This is a genomic window from Halorussus pelagicus, assembly GCF_004087835.1.
In the GTDB taxonomy this organism is placed as follows: domain Archaea; phylum Halobacteriota; class Halobacteria; order Halobacteriales; family Haladaptataceae; genus Halorussus; species Halorussus pelagicus.
This window is the reverse complement of record NZ_CP035119.1, coordinates 1,939,622-1,956,149: the sequence shown is the minus strand read 5'-3', so window position 1 is coordinate 1,956,149 and position 16,528 is coordinate 1,939,622. Positions and strand designations below refer to the sequence as shown.

Annotated in this window: 18 protein-coding genes, 1 tRNA gene and 1 pseudogene; 11 read left to right on the top strand and 9 right to left on the bottom strand. The window is 63.3% G+C overall.

Annotation, left to right across the window (positions count from 1 at the left end):
* Nucleotides 1–274: 274 nt before the first annotated feature.
* The 3 genes from EP007_RS09810 to EP007_RS09800 all read right to left on the bottom strand — a co-directional run bounded on the left by EP007_RS09810 (nucleotide 275) and on the right by EP007_RS09800 (nucleotide 2,743).
* Nucleotides 275–838, bottom strand: a complete 564-nt coding sequence (locus tag EP007_RS09810; protein ID WP_128477485.1) for a plastocyanin/azurin family copper-binding protein — start codon at nucleotides 836–838, stop codon at nucleotides 275–277.
* Between the two features lie 277 nt (nucleotides 839–1,115).
* The gene (locus EP007_RS09805) at nucleotides 1,116–2,318 is read right to left on the bottom strand and encodes a M24 family metallopeptidase (protein ID WP_128477484.1); all 1,203 of its coding nucleotides are present in this window, start codon (nucleotides 2,316–2,318) and stop codon (nucleotides 1,116–1,118) included.
* A gap of 86 nt (nucleotides 2,319–2,404) precedes the next feature.
* A complete protein-coding gene (locus EP007_RS09800; protein ID WP_128477483.1) occupies nucleotides 2,405–2,743 on the bottom strand; it encodes a hypothetical protein in 339 nt (112 codons plus the stop codon).
* Between the two features lie 97 nt (nucleotides 2,744–2,840).
* Between EP007_RS09800 and EP007_RS09795 the strand changes: the two genes are divergently transcribed.
* Nucleotides 2,841–3,374 carry a peroxiredoxin family protein gene (locus EP007_RS09795; protein ID WP_128477482.1) on the top strand — a complete coding sequence of 178 codons (534 nt, stop codon included), beginning with the start codon at nucleotides 2,841–2,843 and terminating at the stop codon, nucleotides 3,372–3,374.
* A 93-nt stretch (nucleotides 3,375–3,467) separates the two neighbouring features.
* Complete coding sequence (locus EP007_RS09790; protein ID WP_128477481.1) at nucleotides 3,468–4,382, top strand: DUF726 domain-containing protein; 915 nt, start codon at nucleotides 3,468–3,470, stop codon at nucleotides 4,380–4,382.
* Nucleotides 4,383–4,427: 45 nt separating this feature from the next.
* Here the strand turns inward: EP007_RS09790 and EP007_RS09785 are convergent, their stop codons facing one another.
* Complete coding sequence (locus EP007_RS09785) at nucleotides 4,428–4,613, bottom strand: DUF2892 domain-containing protein (RefSeq protein WP_128477480.1); 186 nt, start codon at nucleotides 4,611–4,613, stop codon at nucleotides 4,428–4,430.
* Nucleotides 4,614–4,673: 60 nt separating this feature from the next.
* On the opposite strand from EP007_RS09785, the pseudogene EP007_RS09780 reads away from it, so the two are divergent.
* Together EP007_RS09780 and EP007_RS09775 are read left to right on the top strand one after the other, a co-directional pair.
* Nucleotides 4,674–5,304: pseudogene (locus tag EP007_RS09780) on the top strand (IS6 family transposase).
* A 96-nt stretch (nucleotides 5,305–5,400) separates the two neighbouring features.
* Nucleotides 5,401–6,156, top strand: coding sequence for a hypothetical protein (locus tag EP007_RS09775; RefSeq protein ID WP_128477478.1), 756 nt, complete (start codon nucleotides 5,401–5,403; stop codon nucleotides 6,154–6,156).
* Between the two features lie 134 nt (nucleotides 6,157–6,290).
* Here EP007_RS09775 and EP007_RS09770 read toward each other — a convergent pair whose 3' ends face one another.
* Together EP007_RS09770 and EP007_RS09765 are read right to left on the bottom strand one after the other, a co-directional pair.
* Complete coding sequence (locus EP007_RS09770) at nucleotides 6,291–6,584, bottom strand: ribonuclease HI family protein (RefSeq protein ID WP_166035522.1); 294 nt, start codon at nucleotides 6,582–6,584, stop codon at nucleotides 6,291–6,293.
* Nucleotides 6,585–7,153: 569 nt separating this feature from the next.
* Nucleotides 7,154–7,227, bottom strand: a tRNA-Tyr gene (locus EP007_RS09765).
* A gap of 169 nt (nucleotides 7,228–7,396) precedes the next feature.
* On the opposite strand from EP007_RS09765, the gene EP007_RS09760 reads away from it, so the two are divergent.
* From EP007_RS09760 to ftsZ, 3 genes are all read left to right on the top strand, one after another.
* Nucleotides 7,397–7,993 (top strand): ribbon-helix-helix protein, CopG family, encoded by a 597-nt coding sequence (locus EP007_RS09760; RefSeq protein ID WP_128477476.1) that lies wholly within the window; start codon nucleotides 7,397–7,399, stop codon nucleotides 7,991–7,993.
* 183 nt (nucleotides 7,994–8,176) lie between these two features.
* Nucleotides 8,177–8,359 (top strand): ribbon-helix-helix domain-containing protein, encoded by a 183-nt coding sequence (locus EP007_RS09755; RefSeq protein WP_128477475.1) that lies wholly within the window; start codon nucleotides 8,177–8,179, stop codon nucleotides 8,357–8,359.
* Nucleotides 8,360–8,362: 3 nt separating this feature from the next.
* Nucleotides 8,363–9,598 (top strand): cell division protein FtsZ, encoded by a 1,236-nt coding sequence (gene ftsZ / locus EP007_RS09750; RefSeq protein WP_128477474.1) that lies wholly within the window; start codon nucleotides 8,363–8,365, stop codon nucleotides 9,596–9,598.
* 172 nt (nucleotides 9,599–9,770) lie between these two features.
* Here ftsZ and ncsA read toward each other — a convergent pair whose 3' ends face one another.
* Nucleotides 9,771–10,742, bottom strand: coding sequence for a tRNA 2-thiolation protein NcsA (gene ncsA, locus EP007_RS09745; RefSeq protein ID WP_128477473.1), 972 nt, complete (start codon nucleotides 10,740–10,742; stop codon nucleotides 9,771–9,773).
* 246 nt (nucleotides 10,743–10,988) lie between these two features.
* Between ncsA and EP007_RS09740 the strand changes: the two genes are divergently transcribed.
* Nucleotides 10,989–11,201 (top strand): hypothetical protein, encoded by a 213-nt coding sequence (locus EP007_RS09740; RefSeq protein WP_128477472.1) that lies wholly within the window; start codon nucleotides 10,989–10,991, stop codon nucleotides 11,199–11,201.
* Here EP007_RS09740 and EP007_RS18260 read toward each other — a convergent pair.
* Both EP007_RS18260 and EP007_RS09730 read right to left on the bottom strand, forming a co-directional pair.
* On the bottom strand, nucleotides 11,198–13,129 hold the full coding sequence (locus tag EP007_RS18260) for a beta-carotene 15,15'-dioxygenase, Brp/Blh family (protein WP_128477471.1): 1,932 nt from the start codon (nucleotides 13,127–13,129) through the stop codon (nucleotides 11,198–11,200). The genes EP007_RS09740 and EP007_RS18260 overlap by 4 nt on opposite strands.
* Before the next feature lie 151 nt (nucleotides 13,130–13,280).
* A complete protein-coding gene (locus tag EP007_RS09730; RefSeq protein ID WP_243700360.1) occupies nucleotides 13,281–14,030 on the bottom strand; it encodes a bacteriorhodopsin in 750 nt (249 codons plus the stop codon).
* A gap of 277 nt (nucleotides 14,031–14,307) precedes the next feature.
* Here EP007_RS09730 and EP007_RS09725 point away from each other — a divergent pair, with 277 nt between their 5' ends.
* From EP007_RS09725 to EP007_RS09715, 3 genes are all read left to right on the top strand, one after another.
* A complete protein-coding gene (locus EP007_RS09725) occupies nucleotides 14,308–14,901 on the top strand; it encodes a hypothetical protein (RefSeq protein WP_128477469.1) in 594 nt (197 codons plus the stop codon).
* 82 nt (nucleotides 14,902–14,983) lie between these two features.
* The gene (locus EP007_RS09720) at nucleotides 14,984–16,027 is read left to right on the top strand and encodes a zinc-dependent alcohol dehydrogenase (RefSeq protein ID WP_128477468.1); all 1,044 of its coding nucleotides are present in this window, start codon (nucleotides 14,984–14,986) and stop codon (nucleotides 16,025–16,027) included.
* Between the two features lie 121 nt (nucleotides 16,028–16,148).
* Nucleotides 16,149–16,526, top strand: coding sequence for a 6-pyruvoyl trahydropterin synthase family protein (locus tag EP007_RS09715; protein ID WP_128477467.1), 378 nt, complete (start codon nucleotides 16,149–16,151; stop codon nucleotides 16,524–16,526).
* Nucleotides 16,527–16,528: the final 2 nt, after the last annotated feature.

Genomic DNA, 16,528 nt, shown 5'->3' with positions numbered 1-16,528 from the left:
CGGTGTGAGAGGGGTGAACTCCATCCCGGCGCGTGGGGGCGCGAGGTCTGCGCGAACGGACGTGAGCGCAGGCTCGGAAGACGCCGGTTGTCTTCCGGTGGATGAGGACCGCAGGCCTGTGGCCGAGTAGCGCAGTCGGGTGGGGAGGACATGGCCGTCGCGGTGCGGGTGGCGGTCTGATTTGTTCAAGCCTGAAGCTAGCTCCTTCTCGACTTCAAGAAGTCCCCGAAACGAAATGCCACTAACAGAACTTCTCCAAAAAACCCCCGAAACGCTATTTCTCCAGTCCCGACCGCACTTTCGCGTTCAGCGTCTCAAGCTTCGCCGCGGACCCGCCCGCACGGTCGTCGCGGGGCGGTTTCAGACCGGGTTGGTCGGCCGGGTCGGGGTCACCGACGACGACGGTGCCGACCATGCCCAGCGGTTCGTGGGGCGTGCAGTAGTAGTCGTAGACGCCCGGCGTCTCGAAGGTGTGGGAGGCTGATTCGCCCTTGTCGAGAAGAACACCGGTGTCCCACGACGCGGCGTCCTCGGGAATCCGGCGCGGGAAGTCGTTCTCGGGCGCGTAAGCCGTCGCCGAGTGGTTCCGCGAGGCGTTGGTCCACGTCACGGTGCCGCCGACCTCGATATGGACGATTTCGGGGTCGTTACGGTTCGAGCCGTCCGGTCCCATCTTCACCTCGACGCTCTCGGCGGCCTCGGGGAGCGTGTACTCAATCGGCGTGGTCTGTCCCTCGTCCGAGAGGACGCCCGCACACCCCGCGAGACCGGCGAGGGCGGCAGTCGCGCTGGCGGCGGTCGCGCTCCGGAGGAATCGACGGCGCGTCGAATCGGTCATTAGCGTTGGTTTGGAGAGACGACTTACGTAGTTTGCGTTCGTGGAAGAATGGGGCGCGACGCACGGTGGCGTCGCGCCGTCGGACAACCCGCGTCCGACGAGCCATGCGCTCACGTCTGCTCGCGGTTCCACCGCTCGCTTGTCGCGGCGCGGAGCGCCGCGCACCGTTCGCGCAGACGCCCCCACGCGCCAGAACGTAAATTCGAAAAGCGTACGCAGAAGAGAACTCCGGAAAAGCACGTCGCCTCAGAAAATTCGTCACGAAACGCCGAACGACCTACTCGACGTGAATCGTGTTCGACTCCAAGTCCCGCGGGAAGTAGGTCAACCAGTCTACGCCATCCTCGGTGATGGCGATTGTGTCGGAGTGACGATAACCGTAGGTGTCGGTGTAGATGCCCGGTTCGATGGTGTAGATGTGGCCCGGTTCCATCTCGGCGTCGCCGTCCTCGCGGCCCTCTTGGTCGGCGCAGTGGGTCGTCCACCCGCGGTCGATGTACGGCGGTTCGTGCCCGCCGAGGCCGATATTGTGGCCGACGTGGTGACGTGCGAGGTCCGCGACGCCCTGCTCTTCGAAGTAGTCCCACACCTGCTCGTCAACGTAGGACAATTCGACGCCTGGCCCGAGCGCGTCGATGGCGACAGTCTGGGCCTCCAGCATGACCTCGAAGTAGTGGGCCTGCTCGTCAGTCGGGTCGCCGAGGAACATCGTGCGCTCCAACTCCGAGTGATAGCCGTCCACGTCCGCGCTCGCGCCCGTGACCAGCACGTCGCCCTCCTGCAAGCGCCGGTTGGCGGTGTGGCCGTGGGGCAGGGCGGTCTGCTCGCCGGTGATGAACCCCGCCATCGCCGGACCGTCGCCGCGCGTCCGGGGCACGTACTCGTCGCCGAGCGTGTCGAGCATCGCCCGCGAGGCCTCCAGCGAGGCGCGCTGGCTCACGGTCGCGGGGTGTTCGCCGACCTCGGTGTAGTCCGCGAGGTAGCGATGGGCGAGGTTGCCCCACCGCGCGGACTCGCGGACGAGTTCGACCTCTGCGTCGGATTTGGCCCACCGCATCCTATCGACCCAGCTCTGGCTCTCGACCTCGACGAACTCCGAGAGTGTGGGTCCCTCGTAGCCCATCACGCCCGGCGCGCCGTCGGCGTCGGTGCCGACCGACTCCGCGCCGAGGTCCGAGAGCATCTCGACCGCGGTCTCGATGGGGTTCCCGCCGGGGTAGTCGAAGTAGTGATACACCGCGTCGATGCGCGGGTTCGTCTCGACGCGCTCGACTTCGAGGCGGGGTACCGTCACCGCCACGCTGTCGTCGGTCACCGCGAGGACGACCGGGCGCTCGGTCTGGATGTGGTCGAAACCGGTCAGATACTCGATGCTCGTCGCGCCGAACCAGACGCCCGCGTCCGCGCCGGTCTCGGCGATTCGGTCGCGGACGGCGGCGAGTCGGTCCTGAAACTCGCTGTCGGGTACTCGCGTCGGCATGTACCCCGACTCACGCAACCCGGCAGGTTAAACGTTGACGTGGGGGCAACCTGTCGGCAGGATGTCGGAGCGACGTTCCCCGAACCTCACCTCCGCGGCAGGCGGAATCCAACTCGAAGCAGAATCGCGTAAACGGCGGTTCCCACCCGGAAGCAGACGCCGAACGCCGCGGCGAACAGCAGCGAGAGCGCGACTACGGTCGCAATCACCTCGGCCGCGGGCGACGCCGTTGAGGTCTCGACTGCGACCGTCGCCAGCGCCAGCAGTGTGGCGACGCCGCCCGCGACGTAGGTTCCGAGCGACAACCCGAGACCGAGACGCGGATCGAGGAACTCGGCGGTCGCACCGAGGTCCCGCGCGAGACCGCCGTAGAACCCGACCAGCGTCACGACAACCAGCGCATCGGCGACGAGTGGGGAAATCACGAACCATTGTTACTATTCCGGCCTAGTAAATGGGTTGAAACGCTAGAGCCGTTTATCTAACAAAATTTTAAATCCGTGCGGGATTATATTACGGACGATGGTCAACTGTGGCGGTCCGGCCGTCGGTTCGCAGGCCCCGGCGTTCAACGCGCCGCTAGCGACTCCCGAGGGGTCGGTGTCTGAGGTGTCGCTGTCGTCGCTGCTGTCCGACGGCGCGGTGTTGCTGGTGTTCCAACCGACGGATTTCGATTTGGGATCGCTCGCCGAGCGACACGCGCTCGGCGAGTACGACTGGTTCAGGGCCGACGAGCGACTGCGCGTCGTCGGTGTGAATCGTGCCCGACCGCGAACCAACCGCGAGTTCGCCGACTACCTCGACGTGAGCTATCCGTTCTGCTCGGACCGCGACCTCTCGATAGCCGACGACTACGGCGTGACCTATCGGGCGTTCGGGGTCGCTCGCCGGGCGCGCCCGGCCTGCTTCTTCGTGGACGCCGAGGGTACGATTCGATACCGCTGGGTCGGCGACCGCAACCGGAGCGAGCGCGCCCGCCCGCACGTCCGGGACCTCTACGAGACCGTGATGGACGTTCTGGGCCGCCCCGAGAGCGAGAGTTTCGGACTGGCGTGAGCGCGACATCAACGAGGTCGTTCCCCGCGAGGAGCGCCGGAACTCCGCCATAATATAGAACTATTATTGTATATTAAAATAATTACTGAATGCATGCAAAATACAAGTGGCAAACGAGACCTCGACGGAACGACTACCGGAACCAGCCGACGCGGATTTCTGAAAGCGACGACGACGGCCGCGGTCGGCGCGGCGGGACTGAGCGCGGTCGGCGGGACCGCCGTCGCCGACTCGCCGACGACGGCCGCGACAGCGCCGAGCGACTACCCCCGAATCTCGACGCGCGACCACTTCGACAACAGCGCGAATCTCGTCAGCGGCGAGACGACCGATAGCTACGACCGGAACGGCGACTGGTCGGCGCTCGGCGACGCGCCGCTGACGCTGTTCGTCCACGGGTGGGACGTCAGCGAACAGGGCGCGCTCGACGCGGCCTACGAGTGCCAACTGGCGCTCGAAGGGAACGGCTACGCGAACGACGTGGCGGCGTTCAGTTGGGACGCAGACAAGGGTAGCAGTTGGGACGGCGGCTGGTCCGACGCCAAGACCATCGCCGAGAAGAACGGCGAGAAGTTGGCGAACTTCGTCACCGACTGGAACGCCGACACCGGACGAGACATTCGTCTCATCGGCCACTCGCTCGGCGCGCGGGTCTCCGCCGAGACGCTGGTCTCGCTACTGGCGGACTTCGGCGCGTCGGACGCCGTGACCTCGGTCTCGCTCGTCGGCGGAGCCATCGACGACCAGTCGGTAGCGCAGAGCGGCGCGTACGCCGACGCCGTCCGCGACGGAACGATGGAGTTGCACAACTACTACAGCACCAACGACGGCGTCCTCGGCAACATCTACCAGACCCGCGAGTTCGACACCGCGGTCGGCGAGGAAGGACTCGACGGGACGCCGGTGGCGAACTACACCGACCACGACGTGTCGAGCGTCGTGAGCGCTCACAGCGACTACTACAAGCGCGATGTTGGCTGTGTGCCCCAGATAGTCGCGGAGTTCTGAGCAGTCGAAGCGGCGATTCGGAGGGGTCGCCGCTCACTCCGCCGATTAGTCGGTCGTCGTGTCGATACCTAACAGCACGTTGCCGCCGCAGTGTTGGGCTTGGGCGTTGCGAAGCAGTCCCGCGCCCGCGATGGCGGCCGTCGCCGCCGTCACGCGCTTGTCGTCGAGAAACGCGCTGATGGCGACGGCGACCAGCCAGATGCCGAGGACGCCCCGGACGACTCGGTTGATGCCGCCGGGTAGTGTTCAGATAAGGCTGAAGGATGAGGCGGTTGTGATTCGTGGTGCTCTATGCCCGAATTTAACCGCCTCAACGAATGTAGCGACTGGATCGAATTAGATTTTGTGGAGAGAAGCGACACCGGAGCCGCTGATGAAGCTCAGTATCCATCTTCACGCGGCCGGATTATCACTTTCGGAGACTGTTTCTGTTCTCGACCAGTTCGGTGTCGAACGCTGTCGCTCAACTATTCATAATTGGGTGCAGAAAGCCGATCTACAGCCGACCAGCGACACGGTTCCGAATCAGATCGCGGTGGACGAGACGGTGATTCGGGTCAATGGTGAATGGTGTTGGCTGTACGCCGCGGTCAATCCTGTGACGAACGAATTCCTTCATTCTCGGCTGTTTCAGACGCTAACAACCCAACTCACTCTGCTGTTTCTGAGAGACTTCCGCGAGAAACAGCAGGTTGAGCACGCCACGTTTCTAGTCGATGGGGCGCAACATCTCCAGACTGCACTGACCCGGCTCGGACTCCGATTTCAGTATGTTCGCCACGGAAATCGGAATCGTGTCGATCGTGTGTTCCACGAGGTAAAACGGCGAACGTCTGCATTTTCGAATGCATTCCGCAACGCCAAGCGAGAAACCGCGGAATCGTGGTTGCAAGCCTTCGCTGTCTGGCACAATTCATGCTAAACTTAACACGACCGATTTGTACGCAGAATACTGTTTCGCAGATAGATTTCATCTTTTTCCACAATTGTTAAAGCCGTAAGTAACTAACATCCAACAATGGTGGTTCGTAGAAGGGCTTTGCTATTGGCGATATTTATAGCACTTATAATAATTCCAACTCAATCTGTAGGTGCTATTGCTACAAAGACTGACTCAAAGTACCAGAATGGGGCGGTAGAAGGTTGTTCACAGTCGGTTGTACCCCAATTGTCACAAGCCCGACTATACGCAGCAGAAACACAAATTACAACCGAGGAGCAAGGACGAATTAGTGGAGAATTCCAAGCCCCTGCAAACATAGAATGTCCGATTCGAGTTGTTGTAACTCTCTCTGTACCATCCGGTACTGGAATTTCAGGCTGGGGAAGTGGAGGGTCCGGATTAATACAAACTTCGTTCAATGTAGAACCAGAAGAGGTTCAATCAATCTCGGCGGATGTTTCTCGGTCCCAACCAGGAAAGTTCACTATCACTGGGGATATTACTTATTGGCCTGCTGGCCTTAAAAATCAGTCACGACAAATTGATGGGATATCTCTTACATTCCAATCAACCTCTACGTCCCCTTCTCCAGAAACCCCGACACCTCCTCCAGTAACCCCGACACCTCCTCCAGCAGACCGGACAGATTTTGGAATTGGTTTGTTACTACTCTTTATCACTACCACGATTGTACTTAGAATGGTACTATATTCAGATTCAGATATAAAACTTAAAATAAAAGAAGAAGACATTGATTTAAAAGATTTGATTGCACTTATCGCGGCCATTTTTGGCATATTGGCAACCCTATATACTTTGTTAGTATCTTAGCACATTCTGATGACGTGTATATTCATCCTTTTGGGTTGGTTTATCTGAGTGCTTCCCGTTCTTGCCTCCCTTTCCGTTGTGAGAGCCTCCACAGAGATATTCCCAGATAGCGCACTTTGCAAAGTCTGACCTCGTCAGTCGGAGAAGGCTTGATCCACCAAGTCGTCGGTTTCCCAGTTTTCCTCTCGTGGAATGTGCTGTATCTCGAATTGCTTGAACTCGTCAGCCAACTCCTGCACGCGGTCACGCAATGGACGGAGTGCTGGTCCATTCACCCCATACTCACCACGGACTTGCTTCACGATTACCTCGGAGTCACCTCTCGCCTCAACCTCGGTACATCCCTTCTCAGAGGCGAGTTCCAACCCTTGGATGAGGGCGCGATACTCGGTTCGGTTGTTGGTTGATTTTCCGATGTGTTCGCTCACCCCCTCAGTCCAGCCGTGAATCTCTACGAGGCACCCGATTGCCGAGGGACCGGGGTTATCTGGTCAAGTCCCTCCGTCGGACTTCGCGATAGCAGGTGTGGTCATCTTCACCCACCACCTGTGTTATCTCGCCTGTTGTTCGCTCAATACGTGACTCTCTGCGTTTCTGATTGTATCATCATCGCCCCTCATATAATGGTCTGACAATCAGGTGACTTCCACAGGGTTTTGGCATATAGAGCAACTGGTCGATTCTGGATACTCGAACCACCCTACTCGCATATGGCTGGACGCATATCTGAGATATTTCCAGAGTCGGGGTGGCCTGCTTCTATAGACCTATTTTCACGCGTTCTTAAAAAGAAACACATCACTCAAGTCTTGTGCGACCGACTAACAGCAGTAAGGGACTTCGGGCCGAAAGTTTCTACATTCCCCGATACGTTCGGCTATACGCGAACGCACGACGGCGGTAACCCGAGTTTGATGACCTGTTCAACCCAAACACGTCGAGATGGAATCGCACGATGGCGCGGCTCTTCTCGGCTCTGGTTCGACAGGTAAGAGAATCCGCCCTCCCCGATTTGAACGGGGGGCAAGTCGATCTACAGTCGACTGCTCTACCAGTCTGAGCTAAGGGCGGGCACGCAATTTTACGTAGGTGCCCTGCAAGACTTAAGAGTTATTATTCGGAGACAGCGTGCCACCGGCCAGCGATTCCCACCCAACCACTCTCCTCACCGAACAGCGCCCGTCTCCCGTGTCCGAAGGTTAAAATATACTGACTCTGATAGTGGGAGACGAACCGGCCTATGAGCAAGATTACCTTTCGCGCGGACGAGGAACTGGTCGAACGCATCGAGACCCGCGACGCCTCCAAGAGCGAAATCATGCGCGAGGCGCTTCGGGAGTACCTCGACGCAAACGACCGGCGGCCCGACCGCGACGAGTCGCGTCGAGACGCCGGGAGCGCGGCCAGCCTCGACGCCGTCCTCGCCGAGCGCGTGGACGAACTCGTAGCGGAACGACTCGACGCGTGGGAGACCCGAAAGCGCGACCGTGCCGAGCGCGCACAGGACGTAAACGTCAACGTGGCGCTCGAACGCGACGCGCCCGCGCGAGACGACTCGGACGAAGGACGGCATGTGTCTGACACGTCGTCAGACACCGACGCCGACCGCCGTGAACAGTCCGAAGGTCGCATCGACCACCGTCCCGACGAGCGCGAAACCGCCTGCGGGCAGTGCGGCGAGACGCTGTCGAGCGACCACGTTTACTGTCCCAACTGCGGGGAGAAAGCGTCCCAGCGGGCGTTCTGCGAGTGCGGCGATGAACTGCGCTCCGACTGGGGGTTCTGCCCCGGTTGCGGCCGCCGAACGCCCGCGGCCGACGTTCTCGACAGGTCGTAAGACGACGTTTTACGACGGCCGTTAACTATTTAACTGCTCACTATGTGGGTATGCCCGCGTAAGACGGTCGTCTTACACAAAACCGGAAAACGGGTCTCAAGCCCGTGTTAACCGGTTACGAGGCGTAAGACAGGAGACGAAAGAAACCGCGTGCCGTCTTACTCTACAAAGGGGACTACCAATATGGAGCGTGTGACACTTCGGATTCCGAAACAACAGATCGAGGAGGTCGAACAGATGGTCGAGACCGGGGAGTTCCCGAATCGGAGCGAAGCGATTCGGGCTGCCGTTCGAGACATGTTGAACGAACACGAGGACGGAACGAGCGAGCAGACGACCAACAAGCGCTCGTGGGCCAAGGTGTAGACAATGCAGGATATCGTTCAGGACGCGTTGGAGAACGCCGAAGAGGAGAGTCGCGAGATGGACGCCTCGGTAGACGGCGACGAGTTCGGCGACCCCCGAATCGTCATCGTCGGCTGTGGCGGTGCCGGTAACAACACCGTCAACCGACTCTACAATATCGGCGTCGAAGGTGCCGACACCGTGGCTATCAACACCGACAAACAGCATCTCAAAATGATCGAGGCCGACACGAAGATTCTGGTCGGCAAGAGCCTGACCAACGGTCTCGGCGCTGGCGGCGACCCCTCGATGGGCGAGCGCGCCACCGAGATGGCTCAGGGGACCATCAAGGAGGTACTGGGTGACGCTGACCTCGTGTTCGTCACTGCGGGTATGGGCGGTGGAACCGGGACGGGCGCGGCACCCGTCGTCTCGAAAATTGCCAAAGAGCAGGGCGCAATCGTCGTCGGGATGGTCTCGACGCCGTTCAACGTCGAGCGCGCGCGCACGGTGAAAGCCGAGGAAGGTCTCGAAAAGCTCCGCAACGAAGCGGACTCCATCATCGTGCTGGACAACAACCGACTGCTCGACTACGTCCCGAACCTGCCCATCGGCAAGGCGTTCTCGGTGATGGACCAGATCATCGCCGAGACGGTCAAGGGCATCTCGGAGACGATTACCCAACCGAGCCTCATCAACCTCGACTACGCCGACATGACCTCCATCATGAATCAGGGCGGCGTCGCGGTGATGCTCGTCGGCGAGACTCAGGACAAAAACAAGACCGAGGAAGTCGTCCGCGACGCGATGAACCACCCGCTACTCGACGTGGATTACAGGGGCGCGTCGGGCGGACTGGTCCACATCACGGGTGGCCCGGACCTCACGCTCAAGGAGGCCGAATCCATCGCCTCCAACATCACCGAGCGACTCGAAGCCAGCGCGAACGTCATCTGGGGCGCGCGCATTCAGGACAACTACAAGGGCAAGGTCCGAGTCATGGCCATCATGACCGGCGTCCAGAGCGCGCAGGTCCTCGGTCCGAGTACCCAAAAGCAGGCCAACAAGTCCCGCCAGCAGATGCGCGACGTGGACGCACAGGACTTCGACGCCAGCCAGAACATCGAGGGAATCGACGGTCTGGGCGACTCCGGCGGTAGCAGACAAACGACCAGCCAGTCGTCGGACTCGTGGGGCACGAAGAGCGACGGGGGGCAGAACGAAGTCGAGAAGAGCAACGGTCTCGACGTAATTCGCTGACGGCGCTTCGGTTTTCGCGTTCCTCGTCGGTCGTGGTTTTCGGTCTCTTTCCGACAGATTGCTACGAGTAGTTGCGGGTTCCGTTCTACCCGCCAGTTGGTGACAAAATCCGCCCGAGCGTGGCCGCGGTCGGCGGTCGCCGACCGCGGCCGAAGCGAGAAGGGTCCCGGCGTCAGACTGCGTGAATAGACTCTAACAGCGAACACTTCCGGCAGATGTCCCGCGTCGTGGACGCGCCACACTGCTCGCACTCGCCGAGGTCGGTCGAACCGCCGTCGCGCGCGCCGAACTCGTCGGCGGCCAGCGCCGCGAGTTCCTCGTAGCCAGCCATTATCGAGTGGCGCGTGCCCGGATGGTTCTCTTCGAGTTGGTAGAGCAGTTCCTGAATCTCGCCGCGATAGGCCTCCTCGGCATGGGGACACTCCGTGATGTGCGCCGGGAGGTCTTTCAGGTGGGCGTAGAGCGCGACTTCCTTCTCGGGCACGTCCCGGAGCGGTTTCGCGCGCGGCACGAAGTCGTCCTGTTCGCCGCGCTCTTCGAAGTTGCCTAAACTCGCGTCGAAGTGCTTGGCGACTTGGGCCACGTCGCCCTCCAGAAAGTTCATCAGCGCGGTTTCGGCCTCGTCGTCCAGATTGTGGCCGGTCAGGAGTTTGTCGGCGTCGTACTTCTCGGCGTACTTCGAGAGCAGGTCCCGGCGGAACACCCCGCAGTAGGCGCAGGCGGCCATGCCCTCGGGGTCTTTCTCGACCACGTCGTCCATCCGCACGTCGAACTCCTCCTCGTAGGTGACGAGTTCGTGGCGGATTTCCAACTCTTCGGTCAACTCCTCGCAGGCGTCCACGCTCTCGTCGCGGTAGCCCTCGATGCCCTCGTGAATCGTCAGCGCGACGAGTTCGATTCGGGGGTCTTTCTCGAAGGTCCGGTGGAGGATGTCGGTCAGCACGACGCTGTCTTTCCCGCCCGACAGGCCGACGACCCACGTCTGTGGATTTTCGGGGGTAGCGTCGCTCGGCACGAGGTCGTCCTCGCGGATGCGACGCCGGACGCGCTTGTCCACGGAGGCGACGAAGTGGTCTTCGCAGAGGTGCAACCCCGAGTACGCGGCGTGCATGACCGACTCGCGGCCGCATTTGTCGCAGTCCATCGCGTGTGGCTTTCGGGTCCGGGCGTTTGTCGGTTTCGCCTCGCACTGATAAATCTCTCTTCGATATATCAAATCGCGCTCGGCACGAAAATCGGCGAGCCGATTTCCGGGGCGCGAGCAAGCGCCCGGCGTCGAGCGAAACCACGGCGAAACCCACGAAACGTCTATTTTCCACCCGTACAGCCGTCTCGGTGAACAGTTCTCTGCGCCCGAACAGCCAAGACAACTCGCGTCGTGCAAGAACGCATGCCTGTAGGCGGGTACGACCCCGACGACTTGGACGAGAAACTCTCGCAGTTGATGGACGCGACGGGCCGAGACCCCACGAACTGGCTGACCGCCGAGGAGATAGCCGCGTGGGAGAACGGCGAGAGTCTGGTGGATCTCTTGGACGAGGAGGACATCCGCGAGTTACTTCGAAAAGACGATGAGGCCGCCAGCGACGACGCTGCGAGCTAACCCGACTCGACCGACCAGACGCCCTCGCGCCGGTCCATCCACGTCACGACCGCGGTGTGTGGAAGGGTCAGCACTGCCAGTAGCACCAGATACAGCGCGAGGAGCGACAGGAAACCCTCCTCGGGCGGCGCGAGAACCGCGAGTCCGCCGAGGACGACGAGCGCGCCGACCGTATTTGGGAACGCGTCCCGAGCGAATCCGGCGAGTCCCACATCGAGTCGGCCCGGCGCGAGCGAACTCCCGCCGTCTTCGACTGCGAGAAGCCTGACGACGTGGCGGACCGAGTGCCAGAGACAGAAGTAGAGACCGACCGCGAGGACCGGCGGCACGACGAGGAAGTACGCCCAGAGAAGCGCGGTTTCGAGCGCGTCGATTCGCCAGCCGCGACTGTGCCAGCCGCCGCGGACGCCACCGAGCGCCAGCGCCGCCAGCGAGAGCGCGGCCAGTCCGCCCCCGACCGCGAGCCGCGTTTCGGGCCGAAACGCGGCGTCGAGCGCGGCGACGCCGACGAGACCGGGGTCGAACAGCCGAACCGTCGCGGCGGCGACCGACCGGTAGACCTCGGGGAACGCGACCAGCGGGACCACCATCGGGAGACCGCCCCGGACCGCGAGCGCGAGCAGGCGCTGGCCTCGCGTCCGGAGGTGGTCGCCGACCGCGAGCAGGACGTAGAGGTCGCCCTGCCCCCAGTGGTACCACGTCAGCAGGATGAAGGAGGCGAACCCGAGGAGGGGCGCGACCAGCCAGAGCGCGAGATAGAGTGCGCCGCCGACGAGGTAGGCCACGCCGACCGCGACTAGCGGGTGACGGCCGCCGAGTCGCCCGACTGCGAGGTGGTCGGCCGCGCCGTGAGGCAGGCCGAAGACGACGAGGCTGGCGAGAAACGGGAGGTAGCGAACCGCTATCGGGAGGTCGCCGCCCGCGCCGAGACCGAAGAGCGCGGCGACGAGCGCGAGCGCGACCGACGCGGGTGCGACCGCGAGTCGGACGAGCGCGCGAGCAAGGATGTCCGCTTCACGGTCGCCCCCAGCGGACTCGTCGCGCGAGGCGGATTCGGCCGCGGCCGAATCCGCCGACTCGCTCCCGGATGCGGAGTCCGGCGATGTCGGACCGGAACCGAGGACGCGCCGAGCGAGTCCGTCCGGGAGGAGTCCCGCCACCGCGTACGTCGGGTCGCGCTCGGCCGCGCGGGCGACCACCCAGTCGAACAGCACGAGACCCTGCACGACGAGGAGGTTCGTCAGCAGGAAGAAGACTGCCTCCTCCACCGGGAGACCGAAGGCGAGCAGTCCCGTGCTGTACTCCGGAGCGATGGCCCAAAGGCCGGTCCGGATGGCGTACCAGTCGGCGACCCAGAGGTAGAGGGTCGGAACCGCCACTGCGGCGGCGAGCAGTCGGCGGTCGCGCCGGAGGACCGGGCCGCCAACCGCCCAGAGGAACGCGAGGACGGGCGCGGCCCAGACCAGAATCATCCCGAGGTAGTACGTGCCTGACCCGGCGACTGCGAGAACACCGCCGAGCGCCGCGAGCGCGAGCCATCCGGCCGCCCCCGCGGTCCGCGCGCTCAAGGTCCGAGCGTCGTGCCTTCTGGGGCTATCTCTGCCGGGAAGCGCGGGGTCGATGGCGGGCGCGAGCAGGTGATACCAGAGACCGGTCGCCGTCGTCTGGAGGACGAAGAACAGCCACTCGCCGAGGGGAACGCGGGCGAAGCGGACCGCCACGACGCCCTCGCCGTAGGTCCAGACGCCCCGGCTGATGAGATAACTGTCCCACGGCGCAGTGTAGCTGACCGCGATGCAGACCAGCGCGGTCACGCCCGCGAGGACGCGACGGGGGTTGTCGGTCTCGCTGGCGACTGCGAGCGCCAGTGCCGCAATCGGCACCGCGAGGAAAATTGACAGGAACTCGACGTAGGTGAGCGCGGGCATTAGTGTTGTCTCCCGAGTCGCGGGCGTTCGCGGGGTTTCGAAACCGGCCCTGAAAATCGGTTCGGTGGCGGCAGCCGCGTCCGGGTCGCCTCGCCGTATGGTCGGCTACTCTTCACCGACTCGACCGACGCGAGGCGACTCGTCGGGGCGCTCAGTCGTCGGCCGTGACGCCAGCACCGGTCTCGGTCTCGCGGCGACGCGGTGCGAGACTGGCAACGCTACTCAGTAGGGCGTAGCCGAACACCACTTTCGCGGTGATGTCGAGGACGGCGTAGCCGACCGTCTCGATGCCGAGCGGGACCACGCTGGCACCCTCGGTACCGACCACCCACAGCAAGGGGTAGGCGAACCACAGCACAGCCAACAGGTTCCGGAGGTTGCCGAAACTGCTCGCGCGGTCGGTACCGTAGCTGTTGGCGAACGTCGGGAGTTTGGCGAAGATGACGTAGAGGATGACGACGAACGCGCCCGAACTCACGGCCCACCAGAGATAGCGGTTCGCGGGCTGGGCCGAACTTGCGGCGAAGAACCCGGTGACTATCATGAACACGTCGAGTCCGAGCAACGTCCCGATGGTCTCGCGGTCCGCGCCCGCGAACAGTGCGAGGTCAAGCAACAACAACGGCGTCGTCACGGCCCAGTCAGCGTATCGACCCCAGAATACGAGCTGTTCTTGGCCGCCAGCGAGCGTGATTCGGGAGACGCCGAACCCGAGCGCCATGGCGAGATACATCGTGGCCGCGATGGCCGGGATGAAGATGGATACGACCGCGTGTTCGCGGCCTTCCTCCGTGGATATGTCTCGGCCTTTGACGTAGAGGACGACGGCCCCCACGCCCATCGCGGCCGCGGTTATCCACAGGGTCCAGTACGTCAGTGCGTCGAATTGGTCAGGTGACACCATGCCGGTTCGAGAGTTAGGATTTTCCGGACTTAATACCCGCAGACCGTAAAATATATCCAGAGTATCGCCGGGAAGGGAAACGACCAATAACTCTGTTGGGGAGATGCTACCAGTCGCGTAAATCTGCTGTTAATTCGGGTCGAATCGCCCCCAGCGAGCGCGTCCGCGAGCGGCGAACGGGGTGGCGTTCTCGCGAGTTACAATCGGTGGTTACCGCTCGATGCCGTCCGAACGAGAGGTGGAATTGAGTGCATGCGACGCGTAGTCCCGTCGGATGCACCGCGTTGCTCAGGTCGAGGTCCTCCGAGAGTGGCTTCGAGTCGAGCGGTCTCACCCCGACGCCGAGTGGTTTCCCATCGACTCGCTGTCCGAGCGGGAAGCCCTCGACGAACTGCTCGACAGGAAACCCGGCGCGGCGGCGTTCGTCTGGCGGGACGCCCCGGTGACGTGGTACGAGACGACGCTGGACCGCGCTGACTTCGCGGACCTCCGAGTCGTCGCGGGTCCCGCGAACCTCCGGTGGCGCGACCTCTCGCCGGACGGGACGGTGCGGAGCGCGGCCGACCGAATCGCCAGCGAGGACCCCGAGAAACTGACCGCCGAGACCGGCGTGGACGTGGAGACTGTTCTCGACTTCGTAGACGAGATGCCCCAAGGCCCGCTAGTCGTCTCGACGCGCGAGGGGTGCGTGCCTCGCTACGTCGCCGACGGCAACCACCGCGCGGTGGCGCTGGCGCTCCGGATGCGTTCGGGGGAGTTTGCGCCACAGCGCGCGTACCTCGGCGTCGGCGCAAACCCGGTGGCAAAACCCCTGTTCGAGCGACTCTGCGGCGCGGTCGAAACGGTCCTCGGCGGCTCCGCTCGGTGAGACCGACGGTTTCGGGGGCCGAAGAATCATTAAGCCGCCCTCGCGTACCCCTGTCGGGCGGCCGAGCGCCGTCAGGGGGAATATGCCACGGTCACTCTACTTCACGGAACCGCGGGCGGTGGAGGTGCGCGAACGCGAGAGACGCGACCCCGACGAGGGCGAGGTCCGGGTTCGAACCGAGCGGTCGGCGGTCAGCCCCGGCACGGAACTGCTGGTCTACCGCGGCGAGGTGCCGACCGGGATGGCCGCCGACGCGACCATCGACGCGCTCGCGGGCACCTTCGAGTACCCGCTCCGGTACGGCTACGCCGCCGTCGGCCGGGTCGAGGCCGTCGGACCGGGCGTGGACTCGTCGTGGCTCGACCGGCGCGTGTTCGGGTTCAACCCCCACGAGAGCCACTTCTGTGCGCCCGTCGAAGACGTGCTGGCCGTGCCCGACGACTGCTCGGCGACCGGGACCGCGTTCCTGCCGAACGTCGAGACCGCGGTGAATCTCGTGCAGGACGGCGCGCCCCGACTCGGCGAGCGCGCGGTCGTCTTCGGGCAGGGCGTGGTCGGCCTGCTCACGACGGCGCTTCTCGGGGAGTTCCCGCTCGCGGAACTGGTCGCTCTCGATTGCTACCCCGAGCGGCGCGAGCGCTCGCTCGCCCTCGGTGCCGACGCGGCGTTCGACCCCGAGGGCGACGCCGGAAAGCGCGTTCGGCACCGGTTCGAGAATGGCGGCAGCGAGACCGAAACCCCCGATGACGAAATCGCGGGCGCGGACCTGACATACGAACTCTCGGGCTGTCCCGACGCGCTGGACTCGGCCATCGCGGCGACGGGGTACGACGGCCGGGTCGTCGTCGGGTCGTGGTACGGGACGAAACCCGCCCAGTTGGACCTCGGCGGGCGATTCCACCGGAGTCGCGTCAGCGTCGAGAGCAGTCAGGTCAGCACCATCGACCCGGAACTCCGGGGTCGGTGGTCAAAGGAGCGCCGGATGGACGTTGCGTGGGACCGCCTGCGCGAGAGTGACCCCGAGCGGTTCGTGACTCACGAGTTCGGAATCAGTGAGGCGAGGAAAGCGTACGAACTGCTGGACGAGCGCCCAGGCGAGGCGCTCGGTGTGGTCTTCGAATACTGACTGGGAGAGCGATAGCTACGGGTGGACGGGGAGGGGAAGTGCGCTACTGCCGACACCACTCAAAACTCCCACCGAGTTCGCCCCCGGCTTTCAAGAACGTCGCCGTCGTGGCCTACGTGGTATGTACGCCGTCACGGTCCAGCGCGAGTTCGTGGCACAGCACTTCCTGACGGTCCCCGACCCCGGTCCCGAGGGCGACCTCCACTCTCACCACTACACCGCGACGGTCGAGTTGGCTGGCGAGGAACTGAACGAACACGGCTATCTCGCGGACATCGACGCCGTCGAGGATCGAATCGACGCCACGGTCGCCCGCTACCGGGACGCCACGCTGAACGACCTGCCCGCGTTCGAGGGGTTGAACCCGAGTCTCGAACACTTCGCGCGCGTCTTCGGCGAGCGATTCCGGCGAGGTCTCGACGCGCCGGAAATCGATGCCCTGACCGTCAAACTGCAAGAGGACGACGTGGCGTGGGCCTCCCACCGCCGCGAGGTCTGACG